Annotated in this window: 21 protein-coding genes; 4 read left to right on the top strand and 17 right to left on the bottom strand. The window is 45.4% G+C overall.

The genetic code is table 11. The annotated features are described in order from the left end of the window. The first annotated feature begins 67 nt into the window (after positions 1 to 67). Complete coding sequence (locus tag ACR65H_RS03935; protein ID WP_440498826.1) at positions 68 to 334, top strand: hypothetical protein; 267 nt, start codon at positions 68 to 70, stop codon at positions 332 to 334. Here ACR65H_RS03935 and ACR65H_RS03930 read toward each other — a convergent pair. The 5 genes from ACR65H_RS03930 to ACR65H_RS03910 form a co-directional block, all read right to left on the bottom strand. Further along, positions 327 to 932 (bottom strand): response regulator, encoded by a 606-nt coding sequence (locus ACR65H_RS03930; RefSeq protein ID WP_440498825.1) that lies wholly within the window; start codon positions 930 to 932, stop codon positions 327 to 329. The two genes, ACR65H_RS03935 and ACR65H_RS03930, sit on opposite strands and share 8 nt — an antisense overlap. Beyond that, positions 929 to 2,059 (bottom strand): sensor histidine kinase, encoded by a 1,131-nt coding sequence (locus ACR65H_RS03925; protein WP_440499206.1) that lies wholly within the window; start codon positions 2,057 to 2,059, stop codon positions 929 to 931. The genes ACR65H_RS03930 and ACR65H_RS03925 overlap by 4 nt, the downstream gene beginning before the upstream one ends. 73 nt (positions 2,060 to 2,132) lie before the next feature. Further along, positions 2,133 to 3,194, bottom strand: coding sequence for a Delta(5) desaturase DesA (gene desA / locus ACR65H_RS03920; protein ID WP_440498823.1), 1,062 nt, complete (start codon positions 3,192 to 3,194; stop codon positions 2,133 to 2,135). A 315-nt stretch (positions 3,195 to 3,509) separates the two neighbouring features. Next, positions 3,510 to 3,836 carry a bacillithiol system redox-active protein YtxJ gene (gene ytxJ, locus ACR65H_RS03915; protein WP_440498821.1) on the bottom strand — a complete coding sequence of 109 codons (327 nt, stop codon included), beginning with the start codon at positions 3,834 to 3,836 and terminating at the stop codon, positions 3,510 to 3,512. 35 nt (positions 3,837 to 3,871) lie between these two features. Further along, positions 3,872 to 4,447, bottom strand: coding sequence for a glycerol-3-phosphate acyltransferase (locus ACR65H_RS03910; RefSeq protein WP_440498820.1), 576 nt, complete (start codon positions 4,445 to 4,447; stop codon positions 3,872 to 3,874). Positions 4,448 to 4,532: 85 nt separating this feature from the next. Here ACR65H_RS03910 and ACR65H_RS03905 point away from each other — a divergent pair, with 85 nt between their 5' ends. Next, on the top strand, positions 4,533 to 5,192 hold the full coding sequence (locus ACR65H_RS03905) for a phosphatase PAP2 family protein (protein WP_440498818.1): 660 nt from the start codon (positions 4,533 to 4,535) through the stop codon (positions 5,190 to 5,192). A gap of 11 nt (positions 5,193 to 5,203) precedes the next feature. Here ACR65H_RS03905 and ACR65H_RS03900 read toward each other — a convergent pair whose 3' ends face one another. Then, positions 5,204 to 5,755 carry a hypothetical protein gene (locus ACR65H_RS03900; RefSeq protein ID WP_440498817.1) on the bottom strand — a complete coding sequence of 184 codons (552 nt, stop codon included), beginning with the start codon at positions 5,753 to 5,755 and terminating at the stop codon, positions 5,204 to 5,206. 84 nt (positions 5,756 to 5,839) lie between these two features. On the opposite strand from ACR65H_RS03900, the gene ACR65H_RS03895 reads away from it, so the two are divergent. Continuing rightward, a complete protein-coding gene (locus ACR65H_RS03895; RefSeq protein ID WP_440498815.1) occupies positions 5,840 to 6,163 on the top strand; it encodes an MGMT family protein in 324 nt (107 codons plus the stop codon). Between the two features lie 9 nt (positions 6,164 to 6,172). Here the strand turns inward: ACR65H_RS03895 and ACR65H_RS03890 are convergent, their stop codons facing one another. Next, the gene (locus ACR65H_RS03890) at positions 6,173 to 6,394 is read right to left on the bottom strand and encodes a transcriptional regulator (protein ID WP_440498814.1); all 222 of its coding nucleotides are present in this window, start codon (positions 6,392 to 6,394) and stop codon (positions 6,173 to 6,175) included. An 80-nt stretch (positions 6,395 to 6,474) separates the two neighbouring features. Here ACR65H_RS03890 and mscL point away from each other — a divergent pair, with 80 nt between their 5' ends. Continuing rightward, a complete protein-coding gene (mscL, locus tag ACR65H_RS03885) occupies positions 6,475 to 6,852 on the top strand; it encodes a large conductance mechanosensitive channel protein MscL (RefSeq protein WP_440498812.1) in 378 nt (125 codons plus the stop codon). Between the two features lie 46 nt (positions 6,853 to 6,898). Here mscL and ACR65H_RS03880 read toward each other — a convergent pair whose 3' ends face one another. The 10 genes from ACR65H_RS03880 to ACR65H_RS03835 all read right to left on the bottom strand — a co-directional run bounded on the left by ACR65H_RS03880 (position 6,899) and on the right by ACR65H_RS03835 (position 16,536). Then, entirely contained in the window at positions 6,899 to 8,836 is a 1,938-nt protein-coding gene (locus tag ACR65H_RS03880) for a DUF2207 domain-containing protein (RefSeq protein ID WP_440498810.1), read from the bottom strand. A gap of 474 nt (positions 8,837 to 9,310) precedes the next feature. Beyond that, positions 9,311 to 9,469, bottom strand: a complete 159-nt coding sequence (locus ACR65H_RS03875) for a hypothetical protein (protein WP_440498809.1) — start codon at positions 9,467 to 9,469, stop codon at positions 9,311 to 9,313. Next, complete coding sequence (locus ACR65H_RS03870) at positions 9,466 to 10,704, bottom strand: helix-turn-helix domain-containing protein (protein ID WP_440498808.1); 1,239 nt, start codon at positions 10,702 to 10,704, stop codon at positions 9,466 to 9,468. Before ACR65H_RS03870 ends, ACR65H_RS03875 begins: the two co-directional genes overlap by 4 nt. 131 nt (positions 10,705 to 10,835) lie before the next feature. After that, positions 10,836 to 12,125, bottom strand: coding sequence for a S8 family peptidase (locus tag ACR65H_RS03865; protein ID WP_440498806.1), 1,290 nt, complete (start codon positions 12,123 to 12,125; stop codon positions 10,836 to 10,838). 233 nt (positions 12,126 to 12,358) lie between these two features. Beyond that, on the bottom strand, positions 12,359 to 13,138 hold the full coding sequence (locus ACR65H_RS03860) for an ABC transporter permease (protein ID WP_440498805.1): 780 nt from the start codon (positions 13,136 to 13,138) through the stop codon (positions 12,359 to 12,361). Then, the gene (locus ACR65H_RS03855) at positions 13,107 to 14,024 is read right to left on the bottom strand and encodes an ABC transporter ATP-binding protein (RefSeq protein ID WP_440498804.1); all 918 of its coding nucleotides are present in this window, start codon (positions 14,022 to 14,024) and stop codon (positions 13,107 to 13,109) included. The genes ACR65H_RS03860 and ACR65H_RS03855 overlap by 32 nt, the downstream gene beginning before the upstream one ends. Further along, complete coding sequence (locus ACR65H_RS03850) at positions 14,021 to 14,740, bottom strand: ABC transporter ATP-binding protein (RefSeq protein ID WP_440498802.1); 720 nt, start codon at positions 14,738 to 14,740, stop codon at positions 14,021 to 14,023. Before ACR65H_RS03850 ends, ACR65H_RS03855 begins: the two co-directional genes overlap by 4 nt. Next, the gene (locus tag ACR65H_RS03845; RefSeq protein ID WP_440498801.1) at positions 14,733 to 15,101 is read right to left on the bottom strand and encodes a GntR family transcriptional regulator; all 369 of its coding nucleotides are present in this window, start codon (positions 15,099 to 15,101) and stop codon (positions 14,733 to 14,735) included. Before ACR65H_RS03845 ends, ACR65H_RS03850 begins: the two co-directional genes overlap by 8 nt. Before the next feature lie 2 nt (positions 15,102 to 15,103). Beyond that, the gene (locus ACR65H_RS03840) at positions 15,104 to 15,757 is read right to left on the bottom strand and encodes a hypothetical protein (RefSeq protein ID WP_440498800.1); all 654 of its coding nucleotides are present in this window, start codon (positions 15,755 to 15,757) and stop codon (positions 15,104 to 15,106) included. Next, positions 15,754 to 16,536, bottom strand: coding sequence for a hypothetical protein (locus ACR65H_RS03835; RefSeq protein ID WP_440498799.1), 783 nt, complete (start codon positions 16,534 to 16,536; stop codon positions 15,754 to 15,756). Before ACR65H_RS03835 ends, ACR65H_RS03840 begins: the two co-directional genes overlap by 4 nt. Positions 16,537 to 16,743 lie beyond the last annotated feature (207 nt).

The raw sequence follows: 16,743 nt of genomic DNA, 5'->3' as shown, positions 1-16,743 counted from the left end.
GCATAGCATATTGGTGGGGGCGAGGACATTCTGAACATGTGGATTTTTTGGAGGGAATGGGGTTGCTTTGAGCGGGGGCTGGCTCGCTTTGGACGCGGGACAGCCAGCTTTGGACGTGCAATCCCTCACTTTGGACACGGGACAGCCAGCTTTGGACGTGCGACCCCTCACTTTGGACGCGGGACAGGCCGATTTGGACGTGCGACCCCTTTCTTTGGACGCGAGGCGCATCGCATTGGACGCACGAAGACACGCTTTGGACGCGATTGCCGACAGGCAGAAAATAAAAAAGGCAAAGGAGATGGAATTCCTTCACCTAACGCACTTTATTTAAACCAGCCCTTTTCCTTAAACCTCGAAATCGCTTCAATCCGATTGCCGACTTCCAGCTTTTCGAGGATGACGGAGATGTAATTTCGTACGGTTCCTGGCGTCAAATAGAGCTCTCCCGCGATTTCCTTCGTCGTCTTTCCTTCCGCAACGAGCCCAAGCACTTGGGTTTCGCGGTCGGTCAGCGGGTTTTCAGAGTCGTCCTCGTATGCGATATCGACAAGCTCAGGCGCGTAGATCCGGCGTCCGGCCTGAATCGCATGGATGGAATCGACGAGTTCTTCGATTGGACTGTCTTTCAATAAATAACCACGAACCTTCGCTTTCCGTGCGCGCTCAAAATAGCCTGCACGCGCAAATGTCGTCAAGATGATGATCTTGCAATCCACCCCAACGAGCTCCTCCGCTGCATCCAAACCTGTCATGACCGGCATTTCGATATCCATAATGCAAATATCGGGTTCATGCTCTTTCACAAGGCGGACCGCTTCCTCCCCGTTCCGCGCCATTCCGACGACTTCCATATCGTCTTCCATGTTCAAAAGGGAGCCTAATGCGCCTAACATCATTCCTTGGTCTTCAGCAATGACGATTCGAATCACGACAATCCCTCCTCAACTTGATGTGTAATGACGACAGGCACTCGGATTTTCAATGTCGTGCCATTGTCCTCATCCGTTTCGAGCGATCCATTCACGAACTCGAGTCGCTCCTGCATTCCCTTCAAGCCTGTGCCGGCCGACTTCCTCGCTTTCATTCCAATTCCGTTATCTCGCACAAAAATGGAAACTTTATCGTCCTCCTGCTTGAAAACGATATGGCAAACCGTTGCTTCGCTATGCTTCACAACATTCGTCACCGCCTCTTTTAGACACATGCCGAGGACGTTTTCAACGTTAGAAGGTATGGCGGTCACAGCCGGATCTCCTTCGATCTCCAATTCGATTTCCGCTGCAGCAAGGATTTGGCGAGCGCGCATCACTTCATCGACGAGCCGTGTTGCACGCATATCCGCCAAAAGCTCACGCACTTCCTTTAGCGCAGTGCTTGCTGTTTGGCGTATATCGGCCAATTCCTTTTCCGCCTCAACCGGATTTTTCGATATTAATCTTCGTGCCAAGTCACTTTTCAATCCAATCATCGACAATTTCTGACCAAGCGTATCATGCAAATCCCTCGCGATCCGCTCCCGTTCCTCCATTAGAATCAATTCTGAAATGCGTTCATTCGCATCCTCGAGCTGATCTTCGAGTTTTTCTCGCTTCCCGCGGTTGTACAGATTGAACGGAAGTAAGATGACGCCGATCACTGTTATAAGGATGAAATGCACTTGCGGTAAGAACAGGTTGATTTCTAAGAAAAAGCCTGTGACAATTGCGCTGACCGTGAAGAAGATATGTAACCCGTACATGATGAAAAAACCGACAGTCGATCTAATATTTCCAATGAAAAACGCTGTGAAAATCGACAAGTACACATAGCCGAACAGAAGTGTCATGACGATATTAATGACGATTTCAAAGCTGACCCACATATAAACGAGACCGCTCTTAGACTTGAATGAAAAGAAATAGGAGATGAAGAAAAGGACTAATAACCCGGTGCCGACTGATATTCCGACCGCCGACCAAGATCGGAAGATGAAAAAGAACGGCAGCAGGCAAAAGACGACCCATGCATAAATACTGAGCCACGGATTTCTCGGGAAAATACTATACCATTTTTGCATCCATTTCACCGTCCTGTTCCTTCCATTATACCAAAAACATACAGCCGCCTCATAGGAAGGCGGCTGCATCTTATCATTTACTGTCATAGCTCGTTCTCTTCGGTTTCAATTCATTCAAATCAATGCTTGGTGTGGCGCGTTTCACTGCGCTTTTCACTTCTTTGAATGTGATGAACCGCTTGTTCGCCGGATCGTATAGTTTATAACGGAGTGATTCTAAGCTTGTTTTAATGTTGATCGTTGTCGCCATTTGAAGCGGCGGTGTTGATTCGTGCGCTATTTCCAAATTGTAGTTCGGTACACGCGGCGCCAAATGATGGACGTGGTGGAAGCCGATGTTGCCAGTTGCCCATTGAAGGACTTTCGGCAATTTGTAATAGGAGCTGCCTTCGACTGCTGCTTTCACATAGTCCCACTCAGACTCTTCTTCAAAATAAGAATCCTCGAATGTGTGCTGGATGTAGAAGAGCCAAATGCCGAGCGCTGCTGCGACAAACATGATCGAGCCTTGGACGATGAGGAACGCTTCCCAACCGACGAGCCATGCCATGAATGCATAAAGTGCGACGATTACTACATTCGTCAAATACGTGTTATTGCGTTCTTTCTGACGCGCATCCTTACGGTTGATCCTACCCGTAATGAGTACTAAATATAAGGGTCCCAGACCGAACATGACGAGCGGGTTCCGGTAGCAGCGATACATGAGTCGCTGCCATTTCGACGCTTCTATATATTCTTCGACTGTCATAACCCAAATATCCCCGACGCCCCGTTTATCCAAGTTGGAGCTTGTTGCATGGTGAATGGCATGCTCACGTTTCCACTTTTCATATGGGAATAGCGTGATAATCCCTGTTATCGTTCCTACAATGTCATTAGCTTTTTTATTTTTGAAGAATGAACCGTGCGTGCAGTCGTGGAAGATGATAAACGTCCGTACGACAAAGCCCGCCGTAAGTACAGCAATTCCAATCGTCAACCAAATCGATACTGACAAACTTTGATACGCCAAAAACCATAGTAAAAATATAGGCGGAACCGTATTGATCAGTTGGATGACACTCTTTTTTAAATCCGATTTGGCATAAGGTGCAACATTTTTGTGCAATTGCTTCGTTTTTTCCTTGCTCAAAGTGAACGCCTCCTCGTTAAATTTCCTTATGTTCATACTAAACTGCTTACCCGTTTTGCAGAATAGATGAACGTCATGACTTTGCATATGATAAGTGTCATTTATTGTGAAGAGTTTCACAAGGAATAGATGCTTGGAAGGTTATGCGCGGGTAGTTGTTCGTTATGTGCAAGTGTGGGTTAGTTTTACTCAAGTTTAGGCATGTTTTGCGCTAGTGCGGGCGAGTTATGGCGCAATCTAACGGCGTTATGCTCATCTCGGGACTTTTTCCCGCCAATAAAAAACAGACACCCCTGTAAGAGATGCCTGCACGTTTCAGCCGTTCGCTTCGACGGCCGATTTGATATTTGATTGGCTAATTCCGTAATGGCTTTCATTCCAAACTGCTTCGCCGTCCTTCAATAGAAATAACTGTGGGCTTTCATGCTGTATGCCCAATTCGCTCTCCACTTCATTTGACAGTCGGCGGCTTCTTTGGACAATTAGAAAGTATTTCGGAAAATCCGTTTCATACTGCTCAAATACTCGGTATCCCGCAGCGCTGATCGGGCACGTCGTGCTATGCTTCATAAGGAAGACTGGCTCTTTTTTCGATTGGTCTCGTACGTGTTCCCATTCTTCCATAGATTTAATTTCTTTCATTATATGACTTCTCCTTTCTCTTAGTCTCGTTCGTCTTAATTCTCTCTATACCCTTTTCTTATGCTGAATGAATCCTTCCAATAGGCGAATAGGAGAAAAGCGACGACGAGAATCGCGGCAATCGTCTGCGGCCATTCCTTTGTCAATCCAAAGAGGAACAGTGGCGACAGTGCCATCGCGCTTAATCCGGCAGAGCTGAAGTTTTTTAGAAATGGATAAAGGACAAGGAACACGACTACGAAGCAAGCGACGACGAGTGGATGGAAAGCGAGCATCCCGCCAATGAACGTCGATACGCCCTGTCCGCCGCGAAACTTATAGATGATCGGAAAAACATGTCCAGCCATGACGACGAGAACGCACATCAATTGAATCCATTCGTCTACTCCCATCCATTTCGCTAACAACACGATGAGGACGCCTTTCAGCGCATCTCCTAGAAAAACAATCGTGAATGCTGCTTTTCCAAACACTCTGCCTGCATTGCGTGCCCCTGGATTTCCGCTGCCTGCTGAACGAATATCTTTTTGATAGAAAAGTTTCCCGACTACTGTTGCCGTCAGCATATTGCCGACAAAATAGGCTACGATAAGCAATATGGCAATATCCATTCGATTCCACTTCCCTTTCCCACTCCACTATATGCAGCTTCTGCCTTTTCCTGTACAATATGTCGCAGAAGAAAGGATGATCTAGATGAAGGAATCACCGTTTCGCCCTTCCGTGGCCATTAGTTTATGTATTTTATTCGGCGCTGCCTTTGCCTTTATTGTAACAGCAATTCTTAGCGAAATGATCAATGGCTATGACAGGTCGATCATCGATGCTATCCAAGGTTTGGAAGCACCTTGGCTGACGCCGATCATGCACGCTTTTACATTCATCGGTTCCACGAAAGTTGTCATGCTTCTCATCATTGCAGTGACCGCCCTGTTGTTATGGGGGTTGCACTCCAGAAGCCAAGCTTATTTCTTTTTCTTTGCGATGATTGGGACAGGCGTATTGAATCAAACCTTAAAATTCATTTTCAAACGGGCACGTCCTGAATTCCATCGACTTGCCGAAGCTGGCGGCTATAGCTTCCCAAGCGGCCATACGATGATGGGCTTCAGTTTATACGCGCTATTTACTTATTTGCTATGGCGCCATATCCGTTCAACGATAGGTCGAATCACTTTAGTAGTCTTTGCGGTTTTGATGTTCGGCTTGATTGCGACAAGCCGCATTTACCTTGGCGTTCATTATCCAAGCGACATTTTAGGCGGCATGATTGCAAGCTCGTTTTGGCTCACGCTTACAACTTTCCTGTTCGTCCAATTTCAAAAGCGAAAGAAACGCAGCCTCGTCGTAGATTGACGAGGTGCTTTTCATTCTGAAAATTTAGCTGCTTCTTCATCGGATAAAATGCGAGGTTCGAAGTTCCCTACTTCCATATATTCAATTCGCTCATCTACTGTAATTTTAAACACATATGGTTCGCTCGTTTTTTCGATGGATTGGACACTCGATTGTGTTTTTTCATAATATCGTTTCACTTCCTGATCTACCCAAAAAGGCACTTCTCCTTCTGGGGTGAGAGCTTCCTTCTTCTCCCTCTGCTCTTTCTCCCATTGCTTCTTTGCTTCCGGATCCATGCGGAAATAAATCTTCTGCAATGTATCAATCACTTCCCCGAATCCGATGATCAGTAGCCCGTAGAGAAAATGCGTCGCAATAATGCTGATGAATGCGAACAATGCAGTGCCCGTTATCCCGCTTGCATACTGCATTTCTCCCCATTCATTCATAAACTGGCCACCCATTTGCGCCATCATGAACAAGGAATAGATTCCTTGAATGAATCCCCATACCATCACGACCACGCCGGCAATCTTTATCATATATCCAATGTGACTCTGCTTCGTAAACAAGTTACTCAATGTGACCACTCTCCCATTTATATTTCTATATATCTTGTGTACGATTAAGTGACTTGGATAGTTTCAGAATGAGGAGGTTTTACAATGGTTCCATTTACAGAGCGAGTTATACAAATCATCCGGGATATCCCTGCCGGCCATGTCATGACTTATGGACAAGTCGCAAGCGTTGCCGGAAATCCGCGCGGCGCAAGGCAAGTCGCGAGAATCCTTCATTCGATGAGCGCTAAATATGAATTGCCTTGGCACCGGATTATCAATGCGCAAGGCGGCATATCAACCCCTTCCGATCGGGAAGAAAAAGGCGGCTTGCAACGGGAACTGCTTGAGTCGGAAGATGTGGAGTTCATGGCAAACGGAAAAGTGGATTTACAAGTATATCGGTGGTTTCCTGAAGAAGAGTTTTAATGATGAAGCTCAAATCGCCTGCCGCTCATGATTCAACAGTCGTTGGACGGACAAGACCCGGTCTAGTTTAAACGTGCGTTTTTCATGGCGCAGATGGCAGTAGGCCGTGAACGAATCAATGCTGACCGCTAGGATACGGATGCGCCTTTTCGTTAATGTGCCATCCGCCCTCATATAAATCATTTCCGCCAATTCATGGCGCTGACATATTTTCAATAAAGCCTGTCGCAAAGCTCTCATCTCCGTTAGGAACATTTGTTCCCATTATATGCGAACAAGAAGAGAAAAACAACTTGAAAGGAGGTGAAAATATGTGGAAAGATTTTAAGGAATTTGCATTTAAAGGAAATGTCTTGGACTTGGCGATTGCTGTTGTCATCGGGGCAGCTTTTGGAAACATCGTATCATCGCTCGTCGCGAATATCATTACACCGATTATCGCTGCTCTTACAGGGAAAGTCGATGTGTCCGGTCTTCATGTGACAATCGGAAACGCCAATCTTACATACGGTCTATTTCTGCAATCAATCATCGATTTCCTCATTATTGCCTTCTCGATTTTCCTATTCGTCCGAATCCTGATGAAGTTTAAACGGAAAAAGGAGCCGGCAAAAGAAGAAACGCCAGCCATTGACGCGAAAGAAGAATTATTGAAAGAAATCCGTGATTTATTGAAGGAAAAACAATGAAAAATGCCGGCTATTTACAAGCCGGCATTTTCCATATCAACCTATATCAATCGGCCCCCGCGCCACCGCCGCCGCCATCTCCTCCACCGCTGTAACCACCGCCGGAATCATATGATCCGCCGCCGCTCCAGGAAGATGCGCTCTTATCAACAGGCATCGGGCCCCAAGTGGAATAAGAGAAATAAAGCGGATCCACGTGCAATGCGAACAATGCCGCCATTGAAGCTGATTCAGGCAAACTACGTTTTATTTTCGGAAGCTTTTTCTTTGATCTATTTAATAAATAAGCACGTGCAATCCAACGGTCGATCTCATCCGAATGGATATAATTCGGCACGCCCCGTTTCACCTGTCTTCTGAATTTCGTAATGCTCATCTTTGTGTAAAGGGCTGTAAGCGAGCTTGGCATCGCTTTTGGAACGATGAAAAATAAAATGGCCCCACAGATGATTGCATAAAGGACTGCGTCCGTTAATGCGGGAGCTGCAATTTGGGCCCCTGCAAAAAACATTCCGATGAAGAACAAGATTGCCGGCCATTTCTTTCCGGGATTTGTACTATAAAAATATATTCCGATAATCATTACAATCGCAGGAAATGCAATTCCCCAACCGCCTGCACCATCTGCATAAAATCCGTACATCGTTACGAATGTGGTTAGCAGGAAAATAGCTATCTTCATTAGTTTAGGCGTCAAGGTCGAAAGAGACCCTGCGTCTTCCATCAGATGAAGCACTTCGTCATGCCAAGTTTCATGATTTTCATGGAATTGCCTTTGCTTTCGCAGCTGGGTTCGATTCTCTTTATCCCCACGGACGGACGGCCCTGCCATATCGTGCAAATGGAATTTTCGATGTCCTACTCTTCCTTTGAATAGCCATGTCACTAAATATTGCTCATGGGGCAGTAATTTTTGTTTCGATTTCTTCAAGTGTTCATTCGATTGAAGGAGCCGAAACACGAGCGTCTTTTCAGGGGCACCTTCCTTCCCTTGAAAACGTGCTGCTGAATCAGTCAATTCCACTTTTATAATTCCTTTTTCAGCAAGGGAAAACAAACCTGATAGAAAGCTTTTCCGGTTGAATTTGCCGTTCCGATCGACAAAAGCCAAATACGTCGGATCGGTCTGCAGGACGAGGTCTGTGCTGCCGAACAGGGAAAATACACGTTGTCTCAGCAAGACAAGAATACCAAAAAGTACGATGAAGAAAATGCTGAGACCGTTCCCCGCCTTCATTGCAACAGGGATGTTTACCCATCTGGATTCATTTTTATCGATAATCTGCTGCTCTTGATGGATGGCTTCCTCAAACGATATCGGCTCCGCAATTTTTTGCTGCGCCGTCATAATCGTTGAAGGAAACAGCACACGGGTCTCCGTCACTGTGGATGCGGCCGACTTGGGCGTATGAAACGAAATGCCGTCGCGATAAACCATCCGCACTTCCCCTTCACGGTCGTGCATAAACCCGTGGATTGCATCATCACCAACGTCGCCTGGCAACACGTACGCGATGTCCACATTATTCAAATCCTCATCATGATTGGCGCCGTCCTCAAAATAGGTGACGGACAAATCACTGTATGTATCGTATGACGTCACCGCGTTCTGCATCGTGTAGATGTAAATGACAGATACGACTTTATCTTCCGCACGGATGGCTGTTTTGTACGTGCTTCCTTCACGTGTCACTGTCGCTTTCGTCAAGTCAGATTGTTTAATCTCCCCGACAACGGGATCCTGCCCGTCAATCAAGTACGCCTCGAACCGAGCGACCTGTCCGAGATGCTTATCCGGAAACGATCTCTTCAGCTGCGAAAACGATCCATCTAACGTATACGTGAACACCTCATTCACCAACATATCGCCATTCGGCTGCACCCACCCCTTGATCTGCACCCGATCAATCGAGTATGACTTTGCATGGACCTGGGCCGGTAAAAGGATCAACATCATAACTATGAAAACGACTATTTTACGCATCACAGCACCCCCTATTGCTTTGTTACAATACGGTGAGTGGTAGGGTGGGGTTTCAGAATTAAGGAGAATTGGTAGAAATGGCATGTTTGCATGGTGTTCTACGGGGGTTCGCGCGAGTTCAGGCCAGTTATGGCGCAGTCTCACGATGTTATGCTCGTCTCAGGTCTTTCCACCCACCCAAACACCACCAATAATCACCCCCATCATCAAATTCGACATCCTTGTGTCTGCCGTTGCCTCCACCCAAAACTGATGCTACAATGGAATGTAGGATTGACGATAAAAAGGAGTGAAGTCTTCATGTGGTTCATTTATATCATGTACACGCTGTTCGCTTTTATCGCCCTTGGCACAATAACTGGTCTTGTCAGCACATTCAACAATCATAAGTGATTGTTGAAGTGCTTTTTTGTAATCGCGTCACGGCAAATAGAAAAGGTGTCCCGCAGCTGCAAAGCTCGGAACACCTTTTTATTATACTTGTGGGGGTAAGATCGATGGTGGTGTTAAGTTATCTCTTCCTTTTGTGTTTGCTTCTACGCTGTCATTCGGATCCATTGCCAAAGCAGTTCCTGTTCCGGCAAATGCGGCGAACATTGCCGTTAGTAAAATGATGGATAACTTTCGTTTCATAATTCCTTCTCTCCTTTGTCATAGTAATATAAACTATACAGTGCCGCTTTTTCGTTATCGCCGATGGATCGGCAATAGTTTGCCAACCGCCAAGCGATACTTCTTGCTTCCCCTATATAATCATGTTTCTTTAGAAAAGGAAATACCGTTTGTTCACAATAGTCAAAAAGTTCTCGTTGGGAAAATTTTGTCTTTCTAAAGTAATTCAACTGAATCTTTAAATATGGGTCATTCTTCCTTTCCGTAAGCTTTTTCAGTTCATCGAGCAACGGATCCATTTCTTTTTGTTCTTCGACAGCGGTTTGCAATAAATGGATTAGTACCGCCTGATAATAATCCGTCCCCGGTTCCAACAACGCTTTTAATTCCGTCAACATCTCGTATGCCGACTTATGGAGACCCCTCCGATTTTGCAATACCGAATAGTTATAGAGTGCTCCTTGGTACAGCTGATCCATCTCCATCATTTTGGCGTTGCGGAGAATTGTTTTGAATAAACCATCCGCTTGCAAGGCAAAGTCGCGATTTGTGTAGTTGATGGCCAGCAGGAGCTGTGCGTGGAGGAGGCGGATATAATTGCAATCCTTTCGGAAGTGGTCGACAGCCATTTCTGCAAAGTATGTCGATCTGCCGTATTGCGTTCGATTGTGGAGCAAGTACGCTTTTTGATAGAATAATTCTCCTTCGAACATGAATGGAATTCGTTCGCGGTATTCTTCGATTTGTTCCAATCGGTTTTCTGCTTCTGTAAAGTTTTGAGAAAAAATATCGAACATGAGGTGAATGACTTTGGAGACGCCTCTTTCATAGTCCGTAAATGATGTTTCCATTCGTTTTAGGATTGAGACTTGTTGAGTTGCGCGAGGCATGTCCCGCTTGAATAAATAGTAACGCAACTTATAGAGCTCGTAGCGGTTCACTAAATCCGTCGATTGCAAATAGTCCTCTTGAGTGGAAAGCTCCTTATATACTTCTTCCATCGATTTCAGGTCGTAATAGACCGAGTGCATAATGAACGTTTCCAATTTCGCTTTCCAATATTCGTATGTATCCACTTCCCTCTCCCATTCAATGCCCATACGTTTAAACAGTTCATTGATTGTTTCATTATGGGGAATGTATTTATTCGACTCGATTTTACTTAAATGGGAGATGGAACAGACACCTTTGCTAAGTTCGGCTTGCGTTAGATTGTTTTTCATTCTGTAGTATTTCAGGATGGATCCGATATTCATCATAAGCACCCCTTTACTTTCTTACTATTCAAACGTATCATGTCAATTACATGATTACATGAGAAAACAGTCCCAGGGGAGTAAGGGACTGTTTTCGGCCTAATGTATGGGATTTTCATTAGGAGGCTAGTTTAACGTACTCGTGCGAATCCAAATCCTGACGCAATGTCGTCTCCTCGTCCGGCATGATAACCACCGAGGATGTCATATGATTTCGCACGATTTTGCAAGTTGGCGCGTAGTTGAACGTTTGTGAAGCTTGGATTTTCCGCCCAGACTTTCGCTGCCAGTCCTGCGACATGCGGTGTTGCCATAGATGTGCCGCTAATTGTCGCGTATCCGCCATTGTACCAAGTCGAGAAGATGGATGTGCCAGGTGCCGACAGTTCAACATCTCCCGTTTGGATAAGATGATCGCCTGCTGTCCTTGCATGGCCCCGAGATGATGAATTGGCGACACGATATGTGCCATTTTCCAATCGGTTTTCAAGATTCGCAACTGCGATTGCTGATGGCAATGCCGCCGGATAATCGATCGAACCAGGGGAATAGCCGTCGTTCCCTGCCGCAGCGACAACCAATACACCGCGGTCATACGCATAGTTGACGGCATTCGTGATTAACGAACTTTCTCCATTCGAACCGAGGGACATATTGATGACGACTTTCACGCGCTGCACTGATGCCTGATCTGCCGCGTGGCGGATTGCATTCGCAATATCATCCGCATAGCCGTTTCCGGAGTCGTTCAATACTTTATATGCCCAAAGCTTCGCATTTGGAGCGACCCCGTAAACCCCTCTTCTGTCATCTCCGCCTTCGCCTAATGCAGTCCCAGCGACGTGGGTTCCATGCCCATTGCGGTCGGTACAAGAATTATTTACTAGCGACGAGCTTTGTGTGAAGTCTTTACATTGTTCTGCGTTATAGTATAAATCGTTATGATTAACGTTAACGCCGGTATCGAGCACGGCGATTCTCACGTTTGAGCCGCCTGTCGTAGAAGTTAAATTATTGTCATTATAAATCGCTTTGATTCCCCAAGGAACAGACTGGCTTGCAGCCGCCGCATCCACTTCATCATTCAACTTCAAAGAGGACGGATCAATTTGAATCGAAAGGACGTCCACTTTTTCGACAGTGATGTGCGGCAAATGTTGCAAAGCCTCAAACTCCTTCGCTGTCACATCCGTCGTATAGGAGTGGCCATCGAATTCATTGCGCAGCTCATAGCTTTGTTGAAGCTGTTGCAGTTCTTTGTCACTCGTTGCCGTAATGAGTACTCGGAACGTTTCGCCCCTTTGCTTCATTTGATCCTCTTTGAAATCTCGGAAGTCGTCTTTTGCATATACGCTTCCCGTTGAGATTGCCATGCTGGCTGCAATTGCGATTGCCGCGAGAACTTTCAATGGTTTCTTCATTTATTCTCCTCTTTTCCTCATAGATTCGGTGTTGCTACTTTCACTGTAGCAAACATTCCGACAATAGGAAATTGGGAAAAATTCGATAGAAATCGACGGGTTTTGCCCCTTTTCACTCTATCTATCCACCCTCAAAATGACAAATATATAATAAAAAAGAACTAAAAAAACCGGCCATCTATGTGACCGGTATTGGGCAAATCAGGAATCCACTATTTGATTGTACCTATCAATTAAGCAGTAACATCACGTTTTACGAATGTTGTAAAGCTGATGACGAGGAAGACGATGATATAAACGGCCAATACGGCAAGTGAAAACGGCATCGTTAAATCCGGAATTAGCATCATGCCTGTCTCGAATTGAGTCAAATCCATATGTGTAAATAACAAGTATTTCGCAATTTCATATCTTGAAAGCAAGGCGCTGATCGTAGAGCCAGTGAAATAGATGAACAGCGACAGTCCAATCGCTAGCGAGCTGGATCGGAATACACTGCCGATCGTGAACGCGAATGTCGTTGTAATGAATACATTACCGAATGAAAGAAGCAGCATATATAAGCTTTTGCTCCAAACTGTCCAACTTGACAGACCAGCGTCTGGACCTGACTTAAATAACAGGAGCGCCAAAAGGATATAGACAATATATCCGATTAGCATGAGGAACATGCCAAACAGATTTACCGTTATAAATTTAGACAAGAGGATTTTCCATCGTTTTACCGGGCGTGTCAACAACATTTTAATTGTCCCTTGAGAAAACTCGGATGCGACAATGCCTGCTGCTACGATAACTGTAAGCAACAAGACCGTTCCGCCCAGTGATGATGGATCCTGGACCATCCCTTCCCTCGTGAAATTGCCACCCATATTCTCTTGCATGCTAATCCATTTCATTAACCCCATCATGCCGGCTGTTATGATTACAAGAATGCCAACCATGACCCATGTACCTTTTTTATACCATAACTTCATCCATTCATTTTGCATTAGCTTCAGCAATTTGGCCACCTCCTGTCATCTCCAAGAACTCATCCTCCAACGTCTTCCGGTGCGGTTGAACCGCAAACACTTGCAGCCCTTCGGCAATAAACGACTCGACCAAGCCCGGAATTTGGTGCTGCTCGGCGTTCACAAGCAAGCCACCTTTGAACTCTTCAACCGTAAATCCTCCGTCAAGAAGCATTCGCTTCGCCTTTTCCCCAGGGGTCGCTTCCAAATAATAGAATGACTCACGCGCCTCAGACATTTCACGGATATCGATGAGTTTACCGTTTTGAATGACGGCAATCCGATCGCACATTTGCTCGATCTCGGAAAGCATATGGCTGGAAACGAAAACGGATACCCCTTCCGTTTCGGAAATTTTACGCAAGTATTGCCGGAATTCGCGGATTCCTGCAGGATCCAACCCATTTGTCGGCTCATCCAAAATTAAGAACTTCGGCGAGTGCAGGAGCGCTTGCGCAAGTCCGAGACGTTGGCGCATCCCAAGCGAATAAGTCCCCACTTTTTCATGGATTCGGTTCTGCATCCCGACTTGGCGGATGACGTCATCAATTCGCTCCTTCGTCACGCCGTTATGCATACGAGCGAAATGGATCAAGTTCTTATATCCAGACATGAACTTATACATTTCTGGATTTTCAACGATAACGCCAACCTTCGAAAGCCCCTCCTCGAAATTCTCACGAAGCGACACTCCATCGATAACAATGTCGCCTCCCGTTTGTTTCATGAGACCGACCATCATACGGATTGTCGTCGTTTTCCCAGCTCCATTCGGACCGAGAAAGCCTGTAATCTGTCCTGGATACAACGACAAATTCAAATTATCGATGATCTTCTTACCTCGAATTGTTTTAGATAAATTCTTTAATTCTACTACCGGTTTCATTTTCCCAACTCCCTTTCCACTTGCTGGTCTTTGAATAGCGATACCATCCAGCTTGTTGCATCGATTCCGTAAAAGTCACGGATTTCGTCGACCGCCTCATGGGCAATCAACTGACCACCCCTCATAACGATAATTTCATCAAGCAGCGGCTCGACCTCCCGAATTTCATGTGTCGACATGATGACCGTCTGGCGCTCTGGATCCGTAAAACGGATGAGCCCTTTTGAAATATCGTCGCGCACCATCGGGTCAAGGCCCGAGAACGGTTCATCGAGTAAATAAACGTCCGCTTCCCTCGCAAGCGTCACGGCGATTTTCACCCGCCCGCGGTTCCCCTTCGATAAGCTTTTTATCCGCGATGTAAGCGATACGTTCAGAAATTGCACAATCTCCTTCGCTTTGACCACATCAAAATCATCGAATTGCGATTCATAAAAATCGATGAGTTGCTGAACAGTGAAATACGTATAGAAATCATCCGTGTCGGACATATAGGCAATTTTTGAAGCGATTCGCCGCGTAATCGGCTTTCCGTCAAACGTCGCGCTTCCACTGTTTGGTGTCAATAAACCCGCCATCATCTTCAATAATGTCGACTTACCGCTCCCATTTTCACCGACAAGCCCTATCACTTTCCCTCTCGGAATCGACAGCGTCACGTCTAGCAATGCCCTCTTGCTCCCATATTTTTTCACAACATGTTTCAATTCAATCATTCTCGCCACCCCGTTCCTGCAGACACTTTACAATTTCGTCCGTCGTAAATCCGAAAGACTTCACGTTTTGAATAAATGACGTTACGAGTTGTTCCTTCATTTCATTCCGAAGCGCCGTGATCTTTTCCTGATCCTCCGTCACGAATGATCCCTGCCCCCTTCTCGTCTCAGTGATCTCCATCTGCTCCAACTCCTTGTATACGCGTTGCATCGTATTGGCATTCACGCCTGCTTCAACTGCATACTCACGGACAGACGGCAACTTCTCTCCCGCCGCAAGCGTGCCTCGCATAATATCTCCCAAAATCCGGTCGATGAGCTGCTGGTAAATCGGCTTATCCGGTGAAAAATCAATGCTCATCGTCAGTACCTCACTTTCTTTTCAAGCAGGATGGCTCCGCTTGTGAATAATACGATTGAAACGATAGCGTATAGAGTTGAACCGGCGAAAGGTCCGAACCCATGCCAGACCGTCTCCATAATGCCCCATAGAATCGATCCTATGAAAAGAATGATAAGCATGACAATTGCCGCCAACCAGCCAACCCTCAATGCTAAAATCTTGTAAATCACCCATATCGGCAAACTTGCAGAAATCGCAAAGACTGTAGTCAATAACACTTTTAACAAATTTGGCCATTCTGGAATAACTCCTACAAATCCTCCAATGAAATACGTGAAAACTCCTATGCCGCTCCAAACCAGGCTAGATACCCCAACCAATAGTAAAGCAATCAGCATTTTAGCCCCCAAAAGCTTCCCTATCGAAGCTGGCGAATGCAGCCATATATCCGGTCGCTTCATGTCTGTATTAAGACTATGGACAAATAGTAACGCACCAAAATACATGTGCAAAAACGAGAACGTATTCGTAATCTCTATAAGATCAAATTTGCCCCCCACCGCCAAGGGAGCAAAACTGGATGCAGCAATGAAGATAATAAACGCGATTAATACTATAAAAGTAATCCGCTGGAGCACCCATTCTTTTCTCAATAAACCATTCCAGCTTGTCATAGCCGCACCCTCTTTTCAAACAAGGCGATTGCCAAATAGAACAAGCCAACAGTAAAGAGAACGGCGAATATAATCTCACCAGCATACAAAACTGTATTCGTGACGGTGAAGTAATCATATTGGAGATCGATCACCGGGTTCTTAAGGGACATTAGATCAAAACTGCCAACGCGTATAAATTTGTCATAAAGATTAGAACCGGTTACTTCCCCATAAATCCTTGCTGAAATGATGAATAATATTAATGTGACAACAAAGGAAAACCCTTTAAGAAAAGGCTTTAACAACTGGTCTATGACGATAAAGAAAAAACCGTATACCATGAACTGTATGGAAGCAAGAAAAACTCCGATGATCAACAAACTTCCATAAAATAATAACTCGTTGAAGATGGCCTCCGGTTGAGGTGTAATTGCATACCTTATCGCAACGACTAGTACCGTAGCAAGCAAGTATGCCAAGCCCATTCCAGCTGACATCAACATTTTCACCCCGACAAGCTTCACTGTGGACGCTGTAGAATGGAACCATATATCTGGCCTTTTCATATCCTTGTTAAACATCATCGAGAATGCAATGACAGGAACCAATATACATGCACCTGCCGCTATAAAGCCGATGGCCATCGTGATTTCAAATACGGAAATTTCCCCTATTGCGAGCACCTTTGCCAACGACGGCAATATAAACAATCCCGCCAATAGCAGAATGACTAGCACGATAATCTGCCCTCTCCACTGCACCCATTCCTTATGCAATAATCCGTTCCACTGCTTCACCTATTTACCTCCTCCTGTACCGGTGTATTAGTTACATAGTACACTAAGTTATGCAGAAGTGTAAAGTTATTTGAATGATTCATAAGAAATGAATCAAAAGACCCTTTTTGGTGATAACTTCTTTGATTCAATAGATAACTCTCTGCATTCAATAGATAACTCCGCGTATTTAATAGATAACTCTCTGGATTCAATAGATATTAAAAA

Source organism: Sporosarcina sp. SAFN-015 (assembly GCF_059415085.1).
Note: the sequence above shows the minus strand (reverse complement) of the source record. Positions and strands in the feature narration are given on the sequence as shown.